This window comes from Streptomyces sp. NPDC096013, from assembly GCF_044763565.1.
In the GTDB taxonomy this organism is placed as follows: domain Bacteria; phylum Actinomycetota; class Actinomycetes; order Streptomycetales; family Streptomycetaceae; genus Streptomyces.
Genome location: NZ_JBIWGK010000011.1, coordinates 232507 through 247925, shown reverse-complemented (window position 1 = coordinate 247925; position 15419 = coordinate 232507). Strand labels below are relative to the sequence as shown.

The following is a 15419-nucleotide window of genomic DNA, read 5'->3' as shown; positions in this document are numbered from 1 at the left end:
GTCAGATCTCCAGAAGGGTGTCGAAGGCGGGCGGGAGGCGTTTCCAGGCGGCGCGGCCCGCGGCGTACTCGGCGTCGGTCAACAGGCAGGACTCCAGGAGCCGTTCGAGTCCGTCGCGGTCGAGCCCCGGGGACGTGAAGACGAGGTGCTGGCAGCAGTCGCCGTGCTCCGGGTGCCAGTCGAGCGCGGCGGCGGCGCGGCGCACCGGCGGCACCAACTCCCAGGCCGCGTCCGGCAAGGAGGCCAGCCACGGGCCCGCGCTCTCCACGCACAGGGCGCCGCCGGCCGCGTCCCAGTGCAGTAGCGAGTCGGGCTTGTCGGCGAGCCAAAACCGGCCCCGGCTGCGGGCGGCGGCGCAGGTGATGTCCTCGAGTGCGGCGTACAGGCGCTCCGGGTGGAAGGGGCGGCGGCGGTGCCAGACGAGGGTGGCCACGCCGTGGGCGTCGGCGTCCACGGGGAGCAGGGCGCTGGCGGGGTGTTGGGCTGCGGCCGCGGCGTCCACGTCGAAGCCGGCGAGGGCTGCGTGGGCGAGGGCGCTGCGTGGGAGTGAGGTTGGGTAGGTCGATGCGTCGTGCGGGGGTGGGTGGTTGGGGTTGTGTGCGGAGTGCGGGTGCGATGTGGCTGGTCGCGCAGTTCCCCGCGCCCCTGAGGGGTTGGGGGTGGGCGGGGTGGGAATGCGGGTCGGGGCTTCGTGGTCGCCCGGGGTGTCGTTGCTCCTCTTCAAGTCGTCCGCCCTCAGCGGGACTTGGCGGGCCGTCGGGTGCAATTGCGTCAGCAACTCGCGGTCTTCGTCGTCGGTCTCGTCCGAGTCGAGGACCGCGAGGATCGGGGCGTACTCCAGTTGGCGGGCGAAGGTGTCCGCGATGGTGCGTTCGTCCGTGGCCGCCGCCGCGAGCCCGGCCGTGGCGAGGTCGTCGCCGTTGCCGAGGTACGGGAGGAGGAGTGCCGGGTCCACGGCGGTGATGACGCCGGTGATCGTGAGGCCGCCGGAGGTGATCACCTCGGCCATCGCCTTGGGCTCGACGGAGTCCCACAACTCAACGACAGCGAGCCTGACTTGACCGGCCCCGGCCAGTCGGCGCAGTTCCGGCACCAGGTCCTCGCGGAGCGCGCAGCACGCGCAGTCGTTGACGAGGGGCGTCTCACCGGCGTCGAGGATGCCGGTGGCGTCCCTGACCGTGCGGACGACCGTGCCGGCGGTCGCCGTGGCGAGGTCGTGGTGGAGTACGACGCTGCCGGGGACGTCGTGGAGGAGGCGGGCGACGGTCGCTCCGCGGGCCTCGGCGTGCAGGCCGGCGACGATCACGACGGAGAGGTCGGACACCGTCAGGCCTGCTTCCCGTACCGGCGCTCGAAGCGCTCCACCCGGCCGGCCGTGTCCAGGACGCGGGCCGTGCCGGTGTAGAAGGGGTGGCTGACGTTGGAGATCTCGACGTCCACGACGGGGTAGGTGTGGGCGTCCTCCCACTCGATCGTCCGCGTGCTCGTCATCGTCGAGCGGGTGAGGAAAGCGTGACCCGCGGCCCGGTCCCGGAAGACGACGGGGCCGTAGGGCGGGTGGGTGTTCGCGCGCATCGGGGTCAGCGCTCCTCTCGGAAGTCGACGTGGCGGCCGGCGGCCGGGTCGTACTTGCGCAGGACCAGGCGGTCGGGGTCGTTCCTGCGGTTCTTGCGGGTCACGTAGGTGTAGCCGGTGCCGGCCGTGGACCGGAGCTTGACGACCGGGCGGAGTTCGTTGCGAGCCATGGCTGATACCTTACTGAAAATGAATTCCATTAGCATCACTGGCTACGACCCCGATCGAGGAGAGGTACGTCACTCATGTCGGCCCACTGCATGCTGACCGGCGCCCGGCCCAGCTTCGGCAACCGCATCTCCCACTCCCACCGGCGCACCTCGCGCCGTTTCGACCCGAACATCCAGTCCAAGCGCTACTGGCTGCCCGGCGAGGGCCGGTACGTACGGCTGCGGCTGAGCGCGAAGGGGATCAAGACCGTCGACGCGATCGGCGTCGAGGCGGCCGTGGCCCGGATCCGCGAGCGCGGGGTGAGGATCTGATGGCAAAGAAGAGCAGGATCGCGGCGAACGAGCGGCGGCGGGAGACCGTCGCGCGGTACGCGGCACGGCGGGCCGAACTGAAGGAGATCGTCCGGCGGCCCGGTTCGACGGCAACTGAACGGGCCGCCGCGCAGCGGGAGTTGGGGCGCCAGCCGAGGGATGCGAGCGCCACGCGTGTGCGCAACCGCGACCAGATCGACGGGCGGCCCCGCGGCTACTTCCGCGCCTTCGGACTGTCCCGGGTGAACCTGCGCGGCCAAGCTCACAGCGGATACCTGCCCGGCGTCCGCAAGTCCTCCTGGTGACCCCTGGTAACTTGCTGCGGTCGTTCCGGCCAAGGCCGACCGGGCGGCCGTCCGGCTACAGCTTGGGAGCTACCAGTGACTACGGCGATTTCGACGGTGTCGACGGTACGGACAGCGGCGGCTGCCGCGGGACTGGTGGGCGCGCTCGTCCTGACCGGGTGCAGCGGTGGCTCCTCGGACGACTCGTCGTCCACGCCGAGCGCGTCCCCGACGTCCACCGCGACGGCGGACTCCGGTGGCTCCGGCAGCAGCCCGTCGGCCGCGTCCGACGGGCTTCAGGGCAGCTGGCTCGCCACGACCGGCGGCAAGGCCGTCGCCCTGGTGATCACCGGCAAGCAGGCCGCGCTGTTCACCACCGGCGGCAGCGTGTGCAGCGGGACGGCCGGTGAGGAGGCGGGCATGCGGATGATCCACCTCAAGTGCACGGACGGCACGAAGACCCGCGCCACCGGAATGGTCGACTCCGTCAGCAAGTCGGCGCTCGCGGTCACCTGGTCGGGGAGTCTCGGCAAGGAGGCGTACACGCGGGCGGAGGGCGGGAAGTTTCCGTCCGGGCTGCCCACGGCGAGTCTGGGGTCGTAGGGGACGGGGGGCGTCGGCCCGTCATGGCTCCCGGGGGTGGGGCGGGCGGCGGAGGGGCGACGGGTGCGGGATGATCCCCTCATGCGCACCATTCCCCTCGCCGTCGCCGCACTCGCCTCGGCTCTGCTCCTGACCGCCTGCGACAGTGGCGGCGGCAGCTCGTCCGACGGCAAGAACGGCTCGGCCTGCTCGTTCGACGGGGTCTCCGTCCAGGTCGGTCCCGCCAGTACCGCTCCGGCAGCCGGTGACACGGGCGAGGTGCCCGTCTCGCTCACCAACCAGAGCAAGCCGTGCGACCTGAACGGCTTCCCGGGCGCCACCTTGGAGGCCGGCGGCACCAAGGTCGCCCTGCCCACGCTGAAGGGCGCCACGGCGCAGAAGCTGCGGCTCGCCAAGGGCGACGCGGCCTCCTTCACCATCACCTACGTCCGCGGCAAGGCGGGCGACAAGCTGAGCCTGGCCGCGACGAAGCTCGTCGTCACCCTGCCGGGCAGCAGCGACAGCGCCGACTACAAGTGGTCGTACGGGCCCGTCCAGGGCAAGGGCGACGTGAGCGACGCGGAGGCCTCGGTGAGCGCCTTCACCCAGGCCGGCGACTGACGACGTCCCCCAGGAACCACCGGTACCCCTAGGACCCCTAATACCCCTAGTGCCCCTGGTCCCCGAGTCGGGGCCGGGACCTGACCTGGGCCCGGTCCGCCGCCTCGGCGCCCTCCGTCCAGCCCGCCTCGTCGGTGACCCCGCGCAGGCGGGTCGTGGTCGTCTCCGGGAACATCGCGTCGACGCGGTCGGTGACGGCGACCTCGCGGGTGGCCAGGACGGGGAGGAGGTCGTCGGTGACCTGCGTCTCGGCGGCCTCGGCCAGCCGGGTGCCGATGCGGTGGGCGTAGGCGGCGAGGAAGGACTGCCGGAAGGTCTTCGTCCGTCGGCTGCCACCCGCGCGCTGGGCCGCCTCTGCCCGGGTCATCGCGGAGGTGGCCTGCACGAGCAGCGACGTGTAGAGGAGTTCGACGACCTCCAGGTCGCCCTCGAAACCGACGACGGTCGAGAACCCGAAGGCCTCGTTCCACACGGCCCGGCAGTGGTTCGCGCCGGCGACCGCGTCCAGCAGCACGGCCTTCGCCTGCTCGTACGGCGCCTCGACCCCGATCCGGCACGCGCCGGGCGCGTCCTTCGCCGGGGCCTGCGCGTCGAGCAGCGCCTCGTCGATACTGTGCCGCGCCATCAGCTCCTGCGCCTTGGCACTGAGCGCCTCCGCCTCCTCCGGGAACCCGGTCGCCTCCGCCTTCGCGAGCAGGGCGCGGATACGGGTGAGCATGCGGGAGGCGGGCCGGCGGTTCTCCCGCGGTCGCTGTTCCTCCAGGGGTTCGAGGCTCGGCAGGCGCAGCAGCAGGCGGTAGAGCTCCAGCACGGTGGTGGCGTGCGTGAAACGGTCCGTGCGGGGCGGTTCGTCGGCGGTCAGTTCGTCGAGCTGCGCCGCCCAGCGGGGGCCGCGTGCCCGGTCGTCCGGCGCCTGGGCTCGGATCAGCGCCGAGACGAGCCGTACGTGGACGTCCTCCAACTCCCGCCGCACCAGCCGCACGACATCCGCGGGCTGCCACCCACGCCGCCAGGCCGCCGCGACGAACTCCCGCCCTCGGCGCGCGAGTTCGGCGTCCGACGCGGGATCGGCGGCGAGGATCGAGGCGCCCGCGTCCAGGGCTTCATGGGTGTCGTTGTAGAGGGCGGCTTCGAAGGCGCGCTCGATGGGGGTGGGGGTGGTGCCGGTCATCTGGTGATCGTGCCATGGGGTGGAGTGGGGTGGGTTGCGGTGGGGTGGGGTGGGCTCGGGGGTTTCTGGGGCGGGGGGTGTTCGGGCGTGGGTTGTGGTTCGTGGGGGCTGGTCGCGCAGTTCCCCGCGCCCCTGGGTGGGCATCGGGGGCGTGGGTTCAGGGGGAGCGGGGACTCTGTGGTCGTTCTCGTCCGTCGTGGGTGCGGGTCGTCCACACCCTGTGGATAAGCAACTCCTCGCGGATTTACGGCCGTTGGGCAGAGGGCGAGGTGCTGCGGGTGGCCGTGTGGGCGCCTGATGCTTCCTCGCTCGGGTGCCCGGTGAACGACTCCGTCCGCGAGCCCGTTCGTGCAGGTCGGGGGCGTTGTCAGACCTGCGTGCCACACTCGCTGACATGACCGATCGCTGGGCGCTCGCCCCGGCCGAGGGTGGCGGTGCGGAGGTCGCCGCCCTCGGTCCGGACGGGCTGCCCGCGGGGCCGGTGCTGCGCGAGCCGGACCTGGTCGAGGCCGTGCGCGCGCGGCCGGACGTCAGCCGATGGGTGTGGCGCTCCACGGCGGAGGTGTATCCGTCACTGCTCGCCGCGGGGGTGCGGGTGGAGCGGTGCTACGACGTGGAGGACGCCGAGACCCTCCTCCTGGGCCACGAGGGGCGGCACGGCGAACCCCGGTCGGCCGCCGCGGCGCTGGCCCGTTCGCGGGGCGGGCCGGTGCCGCCGGACCCGCCGCAGCGCGCCGCCGAACCGGGCGCGCAGTCCTCCCTGTTCGAACCGCAGAGCGTCCACCTCCCCCTCACCGACCTGCTCACGGTCTACGCCGAGCAGCAGCGCCGCCATGACGCCACCACCTACCCCGACCGCATGCGCCTGCTCACCGCGTCCGAGTCGGCGGGGATGCTGGTCGCCGCCGAGATGAACCGGGCGGGGCTGCCGTGGAGCGCCGAGGTGCACCGGGAGATGCTGCACGAACTGCTGGGCGACCGGTACGCGGGCGGCGGTGAGCCACGGCGGCTGGCCGAGTTGGCCGACGAGGTGTCCGTCGCCTTCGGGAGACGGGTGCGGCCGGATCTGCCCGCCGATGTGGTCAAGGCCTTCGCCGAGGCCGGGATCAAGGTCAGATCGACCCGCCGCTGGGAGATCCAGTCTCTCGACCACCCGGCAGTGAAGCCGCTGCTGGAGTACAAGAAGCTGTACCGCATCTGGGTCGCCCACGGCTGGTCCTGGCTCCAGGACTGGGTGCGGGACGGGCGGTTCCGGCCGGAGTTCCTCGCGGGCGGGACGGTCACCGGGCGCTGGGTCACCAACGGCGGAGGCGGCCTCCAGATCCCCAAGGTCATCCGGCGTGCCGTGGTGGCCGACCCCGGCTGGCGGCTCGTCGTCGCCGACGCCGACCAGATGGAGCCGCGCGTCCTCGCCGCGATCTCCCGCGACCCCGGGCTGATGGAGGTCGCCGGCCGCGCGACCGACCTCTACCAGTCCGTGTCCGAGCGCGCCTTCTCCGGCGACCGCGACCAGGCCAAGATCGCCGTGCTCGGCGCGGTCTACGGCCAGACCTCCGGCGACGGCCTCAAGAACCTCGCCGCGCTCAGACGCCGCTTCCCCAAGGCGGTGGCCTACGTCGACGACGCCGCGCGGGCCGGCGAGGAGGGGCGGCTCGTCCGGACCTGGCTCGGGCGGACCTGCCCGCCGGTCGCCGGGGGCGAGGACGCGGCGGAGGAGGCGGGCATCCCCCAGGACGATCCGGTCACGGCCCCCGCCGACCAGGGCTGGGTGCCGGGTTACGCGTCCACCAACTCCCGCGCCCGCGGCCGTTTCGCCCGCAACTTCGTCGTCCAGGGCAGCGCGGCCGACTGGGCCCTGCTGATGCTCGCCGCGCTCCGCCGGTCCTGCGCGGAGCTGGCGGCCGAGCTGGTCTTCTTCCAGCACGACGAGGTGATCGTGCACTGCCCCGAGGCGGAGGCCGAGACGGTGGCCACCGCGATACGCGAGGCGGCCGACCTCGCCGGCCGGCTCACGTTCGGCGAGACACCGGTCCGATTCCCCTTCACGGTGGCGGTCGTCCAGTGCTACGCCGACGCGAAATAGGGCCCTACGACCGGGACGGTCGACGCGCGTCACCCTGCGACAACAGCTCGCCGAGTTCCTGGACGACGGCCTTCTCGTCCGTGCCGTCGAGGGCGTCGAGGGCGATGCGCCATTGGTCGTGGGCCTCCTTCTCGCGGCCCAGTTCCCTCAGCAGCAGGCCGAGTTGGTGGCGGGCGAGGCCGCCCATGTAGCGGTCGGCGCGGGCGTCGGCCCGGCGGAGGAGCTCGGTGCATTCGGTGTGGGCGCGGGTGGTGTGGGCGCGGGTGGTGTTGAGGGAGGTGACGGGGGCGTCTTCGGCGGCGGCGCGTTCGGCGTAGGAGCCTTCGGCGAACGAGCGCTCGGTGTCGGTGTCGGTGTCGGTGTCGGTGTCGGTGTGACCGAGGAGGCGGAGGGCGCGGACCAGGCCGAGACGGGTCTGGGACTCGCCGTGCCAGTCCCCGTGGCCGCCGAGAATGCGGAGGCTCTCCTCGAAGTGCGGTACGGCGGCGGCCGGTTCGCCGAGGGTGAGGTGGGCGTAGCCGATGTTGCAGTGCGCGGAGTGCTGCACGATGACGGCGCCGATCTCGTTGCCGATCGCGAGAGAACGGCGGTGCTGCTCGATGGCGGCGCGGGGGTCGGTGTGTTCGTACAGGTTGCCGAGGTGGCTGTGGGTCACGGCCTCGCCGTACGGGTCGTTCAACTGCCGTGAGTAGGCGAGGCTTTGGCGCAGGGCGACGCCCGACTCGGCGTAACGGCCCAGGCCTTCGAGGAGCAGGCCGCGATTGTTGAGGCAGCGGCGGATCCAGGAGAGGGCGTCCAGACGCCACCAGATCGCGAGGGCCTGGTCGTTGAGACCGAGCGCCTCGCTCTGCCGACCGGTCAGGAAGTGCAGTCCGGCGAGGTCTCCGAGCGCGTACGCCTCCGCCGCCGCGTCCCCGAGCCGCCGCGCCGCGTCGAGGGCGGCCCGGCCGAGCACCTCCATCTCGGCGACGCGGCCGCTGCGCAGGACGTAGGGGAAGAGCAGCCGGACGAGGGTCGAGACGTGGGCGGCACGGCGGGGGTCGGGGGTGTCGCGGTACCGGGTCACGAGCGCGACGACGTTCTCCAGCTCCAAGTCACCCCAGGCGAAGGCGTCTTCGGGACGGGGGAAGGAGTCGGTGGCGGCAACTTCGTCGATATGCCCAGCCAGTTGAGCGGCGGTCGGCCGACGCCGGTCGTCCCGATCGAGACCGGGTTCGACGATCGCGGTGAGGGTGTGTTCGGCGCGGGCCGCGTACCAGGCCAGGGCGGTGTCGGTGGGGTCGGGGGTGGAGGGAGGGGGCGGCTCGGTTCTCGCGGGGGTGCTGTGCGGGTTGGCTGCCGGGGTGGGGGTGCGGGGGTCGGCGTTGGCGGGTGGGCTGTGCGGGGTGGCTGTCGCGGCGGGGGCGGGGGTGCGGGGGTCGGCGTTGGCGGGTGGGCTGTGCGGGGTGGCTGTCGCGGGGAGGGTGCGGGGTTCGGCGCTCGCGGACGGGCTGTGTGGTGTCGTCGCCCGGGTCGGAGTACCTGGGATACCTGGGTCGGCGTCTGCGGCGGGAATGGGCGGACCGGTGTCCGTGACGGTGTTGCGCTGCCCGGCGGTGGCGGCCAGTTCGCGGGCGAAGTCCCGGACCAGGTCGTGGGGGGTGTACCGGCCGTACGCCGTCTCCTCCAGGAGGGCTACGTCCACGAGGCGGTCGAGGGCGGATTCGGTACGGCGTTCATCGGTGCCGGCGAGGCGGGCGAGCAGGGGGGCGCCGTACGACGGGAGGTCGAGGGTGCCGATGTGGCGCAGGGCGAGGGCCGCGTCGCGGTCGGTCCGGCGCTGCGAGGCGGCGAGGGCGTCGTGGGCCACGGCCAGCGAACGGCGGACGCTGAGGTCGTCGTACTCCAGATGGTGCAACCGGCTTTCCGTGGCGGCCAGTTGACCGGCCAGGAAATCCGGGGTGAGGGCCCGGCGGGCGGCGAGCCTGGCGGCGACGACACGCAGGGCGAGCGGGAGACGGCCGGTGAGTTCGACGAGCGGGTGGGCCGCGTCGAGACCGTCCCGGCCGGATACGGCACGCAGCAGCGCCGCGCTGTCCTCGCCGGACAGGGGTGTCAGCGGGAAGCGGCGGGCACCGTCGAGCGTGGTCAGCGGCGAACGGCTGGTGACGATCACCGCGCAACCGGTGCCGGCCGGCAGCAACGGGCGTACCTGAGCGGCGTTCTCGGCGTCGTCCAACACCATCAGCGTGCGGGTCGGGGCGAGCAGCGAACGGAGCAACGCGGTTGCCGCGTCCGGGTGTTCGGGGATGTGACGGGGTTCGACACCGAGGTCACGGAGCAGGGCGTGGAGTGCCTGGCCGGAGGTGAGGGGGGTCATTCCGGGGGTCGCGCCGTGCAGGTTCACATACAACTGCCCGTTGGGGAAACGATCCTTCACCGCGTGCGCCGTGTACAACGCGAGGGCGCTCTTGCCTACGCCGGCCATGCCGGTGACTACGGCGAGGGGGTGGGAGTGGGGGTCGGTCGAGCGGGGCGCGAGGGTTTCGTACAGGGCGCGGTGGGTGTCGTCCCGGCCGGTGAAGTGGGCTGGTGGGGGTGGGAGTTGGGCTAGGCGGGGTGGGGTGTGGGGGGTCGGGTGGTCCTGCGGGGCGGGGGCGAGGTCGGGGTCGGAGGCAGTGGGGTTGGAACTGGGTTTGTGGGAGGGGGAGTTGGGGGTGGCGGGGATGTAGGAGGTGGGTGTCGGCGGGTGGGGGGTGAGTGGGGGGACGGGGGTGTTGGGGGTGGTGGCATCCGAGGCGGGTGGGACAGGGGCGTTGGGCTTGGGTGAGTGGGAGCCGGGCGCGGGGGTGGCGGAGGCGTGCGGGACGAGGGCGTCGGGCGCGGGGACATCCGGGGCGCCAACCGCACGCGGGTAGGAGTCGAGCGCGTAGGCGCGGGCGCCGGGGGCGAGCGGCGCGGGGGAATCGGACGCGGGCGAGTGAGCCCCGTCCACCAGCTCGTCCGCAGCGACGTCACCGGCGGCTCCAGCCGCACCAGCCGCACCAGCCGCACCAGCCGCACCAGCCGCACCAGCCGCACCAGTGTGACCCTGCCTCGAAGCCCCGGCGCGCCCAGTGCGACCGGCGTCCCCAGCACCCCCGATGTCTTCAGCACCCTCGGAACCCTCAGCGTCTTCGACGCGCCCGGCACCCTCGACGCGCCCGCCGCCCTCGGCATCCTCGACGCCCCCGGCACGATCGGCGTCCTCAGCTCGCCCGGCGCCCCCCGCGCCCAACACCCCTTCCGCCCCCGCTCCCCTGCCACCCCGCGCGGGAGATCCCACGCCTCCCACGCCTCCCGCGTCTCCCGCACCCTCCGTACCCCGCGGCATCACCGCGCGCGCATCCCGCACACCCGCCCCACGCGGGTCCTCCCCCCGCAGAACCTCCGCGTGCGCCCCCCGAACCCCCGCCCCCGGCTCAATCCCCAGCTCGTCAAGCAGCCGGTTGCGCAGATCCCGGTGGACGGCGAGGGCCTCCGCCTGGCGGCCGGTGTGGTGGAGGGCGAGCATCAGTTGGCGGTGGAAGGACTCGCGGAGCGGATGGTCGGCGACCAGCGCGGCCAACTCCGGTACGAGCACGCCGAGTCGTTCGCCGCCGAGGGCCAACTCCGCGTCGTAGCGCCATTCGAGGACGAGGAGTCGCGCCTCGGTGAGGCGTTGGGCGAGGGCGTAGCCGCCGAGTTCGGCGGGGAGGCCGCTGAGCGGGGTGCCGCGCCAGAGGGCGAGGGCCGCCGTGCAGGCGCGGACAGTGCCGGGCCAGTCCCCCGCCGCGTGCGCCGAACGGGCCGTAGCGACGTGGGTCTCGAAGACGTGGACGTCCAGTTCACCGTCGTCGACGCGGAGGACGTAGCCGGGCGGTACCGCGCGCAACCGTTCCGGGTCGTCGAGGAGTCGGCGCAGGCGGGTCACGTGGTTGTGGAGGGACGCGTGCGCGGACGCCGGCGGTGCACCGCCCCACAGTGCGTCCTTGAGGGCGTCGACGGAGACCACCCGGCCGGGTTCGAGGAGCAGCGCGGCCAGCAGGGTCCGCACCTTGGGGCTGCCCACGGGGTGCACGGCGTCGTCGCGGTCATGGCCGTGGCCGTGGTCGACCGGGTCGAAAAGGACAGGCGTGCCGAGCAGTCCGAACCGCAGCTCGCACCGCATCACACCGAACCCGTCACCTTTCCGCGCGGCCTCGCACGGCCGTGCTCCGCGGCGGAGGTTCCGCCGTCGCTGGCGGATAACCGCCCCGTCCACAGCGGTTTCCCGCCACCTTGCACCGGCCGCCGGAGGCCGGAATCCGCTACCGTACCCGCCGTCTCCCGTGACCGTGAGGCGACTTCAGGCCACACGGCTTGCGAGCATCCCGCGCACCGTTGGCCACATGTTAGCGATCCGTTGGTGCGACCTGATGTGATCACTTCATCGGATCTGGCCCGAGGGCGCGCGCGTACGACGCGCAGCTCGGGGGAGTGTCGCCGTCGCGGCCGGGTCCGGGGGACGCGAGAGGGCCCCGGTCGTCGGAGGTGAACGACCGGGGCCCTCGTCCCTTACCTTCGAGGCACTGAAGCACTGAAGCACCACGGGTATTGAGGTGCGGAGGTTCTACGGTCGTTGCGGTCAGTGCAGTTGTTGCGGTTAGTGAGGGTGTTGCGGGGTGGCCGGGCGCCCCCGACGCACGACGGGCACTACTGCCCGCTCGGGTCAGACAACAGGCGGTCGCCCCAGCCGCGTCAGCCGCCACACCGTCCGCCACCGCATCGGCCGCCGCTCCCCCGCCCCTTCCCGCACGCCCTCCACAAAACCGCCGAACCACGCCCGCAGCCCGGCGGCCGATCGTGTCCGTACGAGCGTGAGCAGCATCCAGATGCCCAGGTGGACCGGGATCAGCGCGAGCGGGAGGCGGCGGCGGACCAGCCAGACGCGGTTGCGGGCGGTGACCCGGTAGTAGATGGCGTGCCGGGCAGGTGAGGTCTTGGGGTGCTGGAGGAGCAGCTCGGGGGCGTAGAGGATGCTCCAGCCGGCGTCGGCGGCCCGCCAGGCGAGGTCGGTCTCCTCGTGCGCGAAGAAGAACTCGGCCGGCCAGTCCCCCGTCTCGGCGAGCATCGCCATGCTGAGCGCGTGGCCACCGCCGAGGAACCCGGTGACGTAGCCGCCCTGCATGGGATCGCCCGCGCCGACCCGCGGCACATGGCGCCGCTGGGTCTCCCCGTACTCGTCGGCGATCCTGAACCCGACGATGCCCAGGCGGGGTTCGGCCGCGTACAGATCGCGCACCCGGCGCAGCACGTCCGCGTCGACGAGGAGGCCGTCGTCGTCGAGTTCCACTACGACGTCCACGTCACCGAACGCGCGGAGCCGGGCCAGGGCCACGTTGCGGCCGCCGGGGCAGCCGAGGTTCTCGTCGACGTCGATGGTGGTGACCTCGCCGGGCAGGGAGAGCCGGGCGGCGAACTCGGGGAGCCGGCAGCCGTTTCCGACGATCACGATGCGGGTGGGCGGGAGGTCCTGCTTGGCCACGGACTCGAGGAGCGCGTCGACCTCTGCGGGCCGGTTTCCCATGGTCACCACGGCGACGGCGATCCTCGGCTCGACCACGTCTCTCACTCCATCCGGCCATCCGGCGATGCCCGCGCCCTGACCGCGCAGCACTCGCCGTTCACCAAGATGTTGCCTCAGGTCGACCGGTTGCTCCGACTCAAGTTCATTTTGCGGGACCTTTGTTGTCGCTTTGCCGGTTTTCCCTCCGTCGCACGAACTTCAGCCCCGACCAGTCGTCCCCCAGGGAGGCGACCTTCACGTCGACGACACCGAGTGGGAGGAAGAGGTCCCGCAGATGATTCTCGGTGAGGTCGCTCGTATGCCCGGCGGCCTTGCGCGGCCAGGCGATCCACAGCATGGCGGTGTCGGCGAGCTCGCGGACCAGCTCCGGCCCCTCCGCGTCGAGTTGCCGCCGTTCGCGGTAGAAGGCCACGGTCACATCCGCGCCACGCGGCCCACCGGCGCTGACCTCACAGCCGCCGGGAAGCCCGGGGATGGCCCAGCCCTCGGGGGCGTGCCGCAGCCCCACCCGGTGACCGGGCTTGACGCCGATCTTCTTCGCGAGCGGGGTGCCGGAGTAACCACCGGCTGCCGTAGGAGAGTTGACCATGCCGTGGACCTCCGGTCAGGCGCCAGGAACGCGACGGCCTACCACGGCAGGCCTGTCGTCCGTCCGACCGGCCGTCCGCCCTCCGTCCGTCCGTCCGGGGTGACGGTAACGGAGAGCCCGGGCGCCCGTCTCCCGACCTGGGCGACCTTGAGCGTGCAGGTGCAGGTGCAGCACGAGAAGTCGTCCGAGCCGGCCTTGCAGGTGACGGAGTCGACATCGCGGAGGCCCGTCGCGCTCGCGGTCGGCGACCTCGGGTGGAAGGTGGCCCGGGGTACGGGCCCCCGCCCCGACTGACCCCGAGCAAAGCAAAAGCCCCAGGTCACGGCGAGTGAGTCCTGAGGCTTCGGCAGAGCCGCCTTCGGGATTCGAACCCGAGACCTACGCATTACGAGGGCCTGCATGATCGTGACGGGTGGTGCCGGGGCGTGACGCTGGATGACGTTTCAGCTGGTCATGGACTTGTGACCACGACCGGCGTGACTGCTGATCCGCCCTCGTGCCGCCCAGTCCGCTCACGCAGCGCTCACGCACATCGGCACCCCGCTCGGTGGTTCGAAGCTCAGACCCGACCGAGGTAGACCTCGACCGGCAAGGAGGCCGAGGCCACGGCTGGCATGGTCACGTGCAGCCGGGAAGCAACACCCCATGAAGACGACCAGAGCCAAGGGCCACTTCGGCGAGCCCGGGGATCAGCGTAGTGGCCCTCGACTCCGCGAACGGGTCCGAAGTTCATTGCCCACTGCACGTGAAAAGTCCCAGAACGCCGGTCCGAACAGGTAACGCTCACGTACCATCAGTTTTTGGGGCGGGAACTCACATCTGCGGAGAGCTGCCCCCTGTTGAGAGGTGCTCGCCCGCTTCGTTCCAGTGCGTCTCCGGGACAGCCTCCACTTCGAGAAGCGGCCGTAACGGGGAAGCAGTGGAAACACCCATCGCATACGACATCGCAGCTCCCGAGCCGGCAGGCATGGTGGCCTCGCTCAGCTCCCTTGGCTACTCGCTCCCCGCGGCCGTCGCAGACCTCGTGGACAACAGCATCTCCGTCGAGGCCAAAAACATCGATGTCGAGTTCACCTGGGCTGGAGCCGACTCGTGGATCGCCGTCGTGGACGACGGCTGGGGCATGACGGCCGAGGAGCTCGTCACGGCCATGACCGTGGCAGCCCGAGGACCTGCGACCGCACGCTCCTCCACCGACCTGGGCCGTTTCGGTGTCGGACTCAAGTCCGCCTCGTTCTCCCAGGCCAGACAGCTCACGGTCACGACGGCCAAGGACGGCGAGTGGCACACCCGGACGTGGGATCTCGACGTCGTCGAGGGCTCCGGCCAGTGGCGGCTGCTTCACGGGGCCGATGACGACACGATGGACGTGCTCGCCAGACTCCGAGGTTCTTCCGATCACGGCACCATCGTGCTCTGGAGACGACTCAACGGCTATCGCACGGACAGCGCCAGCCTGGACGACGAAGGCACGCAGAAGCAGTTCTACGCCGAGGCAACCCGCACGGAATCGCACCTCGGCATGGTCTTCGCCCGCTTCCTCACCGGAACCCGCCGCCGCAACCTGCAGGTCCGGGGAACCCTGGTGGAGCCTTGGGACCCGTTCATGAGCAACCACCCCTCAGTACAGCGCCTGCCCTCCGAGGAACTCCCCCTTAACGGCAGCTTCGTGAAGGTCGAGGCGTTCGTCCTCCCCAGCGCCCAGAGGCTGACTCCCGAGGAGTACGACCAGGCCGCCGGTCCGGAGGGCTGGCTCGACCAGCAGGGTTTCTACGTCTACCGCCGCAACCGGCTGATCCTCGCAGGTGACTGGCTCGGACAACGTGGCATGCGGCGCGAGGAGAAGTACAACCTGGCGCGCATCGCCATCGACATCCCCACCGAGACGGACGCCGAGTGGGGTGTCGACGTGAGGAAGTCGAGCGTCGTCCCTCCGGTCAGCCTCCGCTCGCACCTCAACCGCCACGCACGCAATGCGCGGGCCACCGCCGCGGAGGTCCTTAAACGCCGGGGCCAGATCGCCGCACGTACCCACGGCGACCCACTGGCGTACGCATGGCTCGTACGTCGGCCCGACGACAGGGTCGTCTGCAAGATCAACCGAAGTCATCCGCTGGTGCAGGCAGCACTGCGTCCCGGAGGAAACAGCGCCGCGGACGTGCGCGCCCTGCTGCTTCTCCTTGAGGAGACCATCCCGGTCACCGCCCTCCGAGTGATGCACGAGACGGACAGCAGCGACGATCCCGAGCCGTTCGGCGGTCCGGGCGTCGCCGACAGCGCAGCGGTCGAGGTCGCACAGCGAATCTTCGAGTCGCTCGTCTCAGGAGGACGTTCACCGGCGTCCGCCCGAGATCGCCTCCGAACCATGTCTCCCTTCGATCAGCTCCAGGGTTTCTGGAGCAGGTGACCCCTCGTCAGTGGTCACCTCTAGGCTCCACGCAAACCGACCGTGTCCAGCTGGAGGTC

General features: G+C 71.9%; 13 protein-coding genes. 6 read left to right on the top strand and 7 right to left on the bottom strand.

Going from position 1 to position 15419, the window contains the following annotated elements:
• Position 1: 1 nt before the first annotated feature.
• From ACIRB1_RS32595 to rpmG, 3 genes are read right to left on the bottom strand one after another with little or no spacing between them, the layout of a single operon-like run.
• Positions 2 to 1324 (bottom strand): GTP-binding protein, encoded by a 1323-nt coding sequence (locus ACIRB1_RS32595; RefSeq protein WP_403467915.1) that lies wholly within the window; start codon positions 1322 to 1324, stop codon positions 2 to 4.
• A 2-nt stretch (positions 1325 to 1326) separates the two neighbouring features.
• Entirely contained in the window at positions 1327 to 1575 is a 249-nt protein-coding gene (locus ACIRB1_RS32590) for a type B 50S ribosomal protein L31 (protein ID WP_403467914.1), read from the bottom strand.
• 5 nt (positions 1576 to 1580) lie between these two features.
• Complete coding sequence (rpmG, locus tag ACIRB1_RS32585) at positions 1581 to 1745, bottom strand: 50S ribosomal protein L33 (RefSeq protein WP_403467913.1); 165 nt, start codon at positions 1743 to 1745, stop codon at positions 1581 to 1583.
• Between the two features lie 75 nt (positions 1746 to 1820).
• Between rpmG and rpmB the strand changes: the two genes are divergently transcribed.
• The 4 genes from rpmB to ACIRB1_RS32565 all read left to right on the top strand — a co-directional run bounded on the left by rpmB (position 1821) and on the right by ACIRB1_RS32565 (position 3544).
• Positions 1821 to 2057 carry a 50S ribosomal protein L28 gene (rpmB, locus tag ACIRB1_RS32580; RefSeq protein ID WP_403467912.1) on the top strand — a complete coding sequence of 79 codons (237 nt, stop codon included), beginning with the start codon at positions 1821 to 1823 and terminating at the stop codon, positions 2055 to 2057.
• Complete coding sequence (gene rpsN / locus ACIRB1_RS32575; RefSeq protein ID WP_403467911.1) at positions 2057 to 2362, top strand: 30S ribosomal protein S14; 306 nt, start codon at positions 2057 to 2059, stop codon at positions 2360 to 2362. Before rpmB ends, rpsN begins: the two co-directional genes overlap by 1 nt.
• A gap of 75 nt (positions 2363 to 2437) precedes the next feature.
• A complete protein-coding gene (locus ACIRB1_RS32570) occupies positions 2438 to 2944 on the top strand; it encodes a hypothetical protein (protein WP_403467910.1) in 507 nt (168 codons plus the stop codon).
• A gap of 81 nt (positions 2945 to 3025) precedes the next feature.
• Complete coding sequence (locus ACIRB1_RS32565; RefSeq protein ID WP_352184016.1) at positions 3026 to 3544, top strand: DUF4232 domain-containing protein; 519 nt, start codon at positions 3026 to 3028, stop codon at positions 3542 to 3544.
• A gap of 46 nt (positions 3545 to 3590) precedes the next feature.
• Here the strand turns inward: ACIRB1_RS32565 and ACIRB1_RS32560 are convergent, their stop codons facing one another.
• Positions 3591 to 4715: a DUF2786 domain-containing protein gene (locus ACIRB1_RS32560; RefSeq protein ID WP_403467909.1), complete on the bottom strand. Its 1125-nt coding sequence runs from the start codon at positions 4713 to 4715 to the stop codon at positions 3591 to 3593.
• Positions 4716 to 5109: 394 nt separating this feature from the next.
• Between ACIRB1_RS32560 and ACIRB1_RS32555 the strand changes: the two genes are divergently transcribed.
• Entirely contained in the window at positions 5110 to 6798 is a 1689-nt protein-coding gene (locus ACIRB1_RS32555; RefSeq protein WP_403467908.1) for a bifunctional 3'-5' exonuclease/DNA polymerase, read from the top strand.
• Between the two features lie 4 nt (positions 6799 to 6802).
• Here the strand turns inward: ACIRB1_RS32555 and ACIRB1_RS32550 are convergent, their stop codons facing one another.
• The 3 genes from ACIRB1_RS32550 to ACIRB1_RS32540 all read right to left on the bottom strand — a co-directional run bounded on the left by ACIRB1_RS32550 (position 6803) and on the right by ACIRB1_RS32540 (position 12953).
• Positions 6803 to 10966: a BTAD domain-containing putative transcriptional regulator gene (locus ACIRB1_RS32550; RefSeq protein WP_403467907.1), complete on the bottom strand. Its 4164-nt coding sequence runs from the start codon at positions 10964 to 10966 to the stop codon at positions 6803 to 6805.
• 540 nt (positions 10967 to 11506) lie between these two features.
• Complete coding sequence (locus ACIRB1_RS32545; RefSeq protein ID WP_352184012.1) at positions 11507 to 12400, bottom strand: glycosyltransferase; 894 nt, start codon at positions 12398 to 12400, stop codon at positions 11507 to 11509.
• A 106-nt stretch (positions 12401 to 12506) separates the two neighbouring features.
• The gene (locus tag ACIRB1_RS32540) at positions 12507 to 12953 is read right to left on the bottom strand and encodes a DUF3052 domain-containing protein (protein ID WP_403467906.1); all 447 of its coding nucleotides are present in this window, start codon (positions 12951 to 12953) and stop codon (positions 12507 to 12509) included.
• A 919-nt stretch (positions 12954 to 13872) separates the two neighbouring features.
• On the opposite strand from ACIRB1_RS32540, the gene ACIRB1_RS32535 reads away from it, so the two are divergent.
• Positions 13873 to 15360, top strand: coding sequence for an ATP-binding protein (locus ACIRB1_RS32535; RefSeq protein WP_403467905.1), 1488 nt, complete (start codon positions 13873 to 13875; stop codon positions 15358 to 15360).
• Positions 15361 to 15419: the final 59 nt, after the last annotated feature.

What these genes read in the sequence shown, in the direction of transcription:
- ACIRB1_RS32590 (WP_403467914.1), bottom strand. Translation starts at nt 1,575, where the DNA reads ATGCGCGCGAACACCCACCCGCCCTACGGCCCCGTCGTCTTCCGGGAC.
- rpmG (WP_403467913.1), bottom strand. Translation starts at nt 1,745, where the DNA reads ATGGCTCGCAACGAACTCCGCCCGGTCGTCAAGCTCCGGTCCACGGCC.
- rpmB (WP_403467912.1), top strand. Translation starts at nt 1,821, where the DNA reads ATGTCGGCCCACTGCATGCTGACCGGCGCCCGGCCCAGCTTCGGCAAC.
- rpsN (WP_403467911.1), top strand. Translation starts at nt 2,057, where the DNA reads ATGGCAAAGAAGAGCAGGATCGCGGCGAACGAGCGGCGGCGGGAGACC.
- ACIRB1_RS32565 (WP_352184016.1), top strand. Translation starts at nt 3,026, where the DNA reads ATGCGCACCATTCCCCTCGCCGTCGCCGCACTCGCCTCGGCTCTGCTC.
- ACIRB1_RS32560 (WP_403467909.1), bottom strand. Translation starts at nt 4,715, where the DNA reads ATGACCGGCACCACCCCCACCCCCATCGAGCGCGCCTTCGAAGCCGCC.
- ACIRB1_RS32555 (WP_403467908.1), top strand. Translation starts at nt 5,110, where the DNA reads ATGACCGATCGCTGGGCGCTCGCCCCGGCCGAGGGTGGCGGTGCGGAG.
- ACIRB1_RS32550 (WP_403467907.1), bottom strand. Translation starts at nt 10,966, where the DNA reads ATGCGGTGCGAGCTGCGGTTCGGACTGCTCGGCACGCCTGTCCTTTTC.
- ACIRB1_RS32540 (WP_403467906.1), bottom strand. Translation starts at nt 12,953, where the DNA reads ATGGTCAACTCTCCTACGGCAGCCGGTGGTTACTCCGGCACCCCGCTC.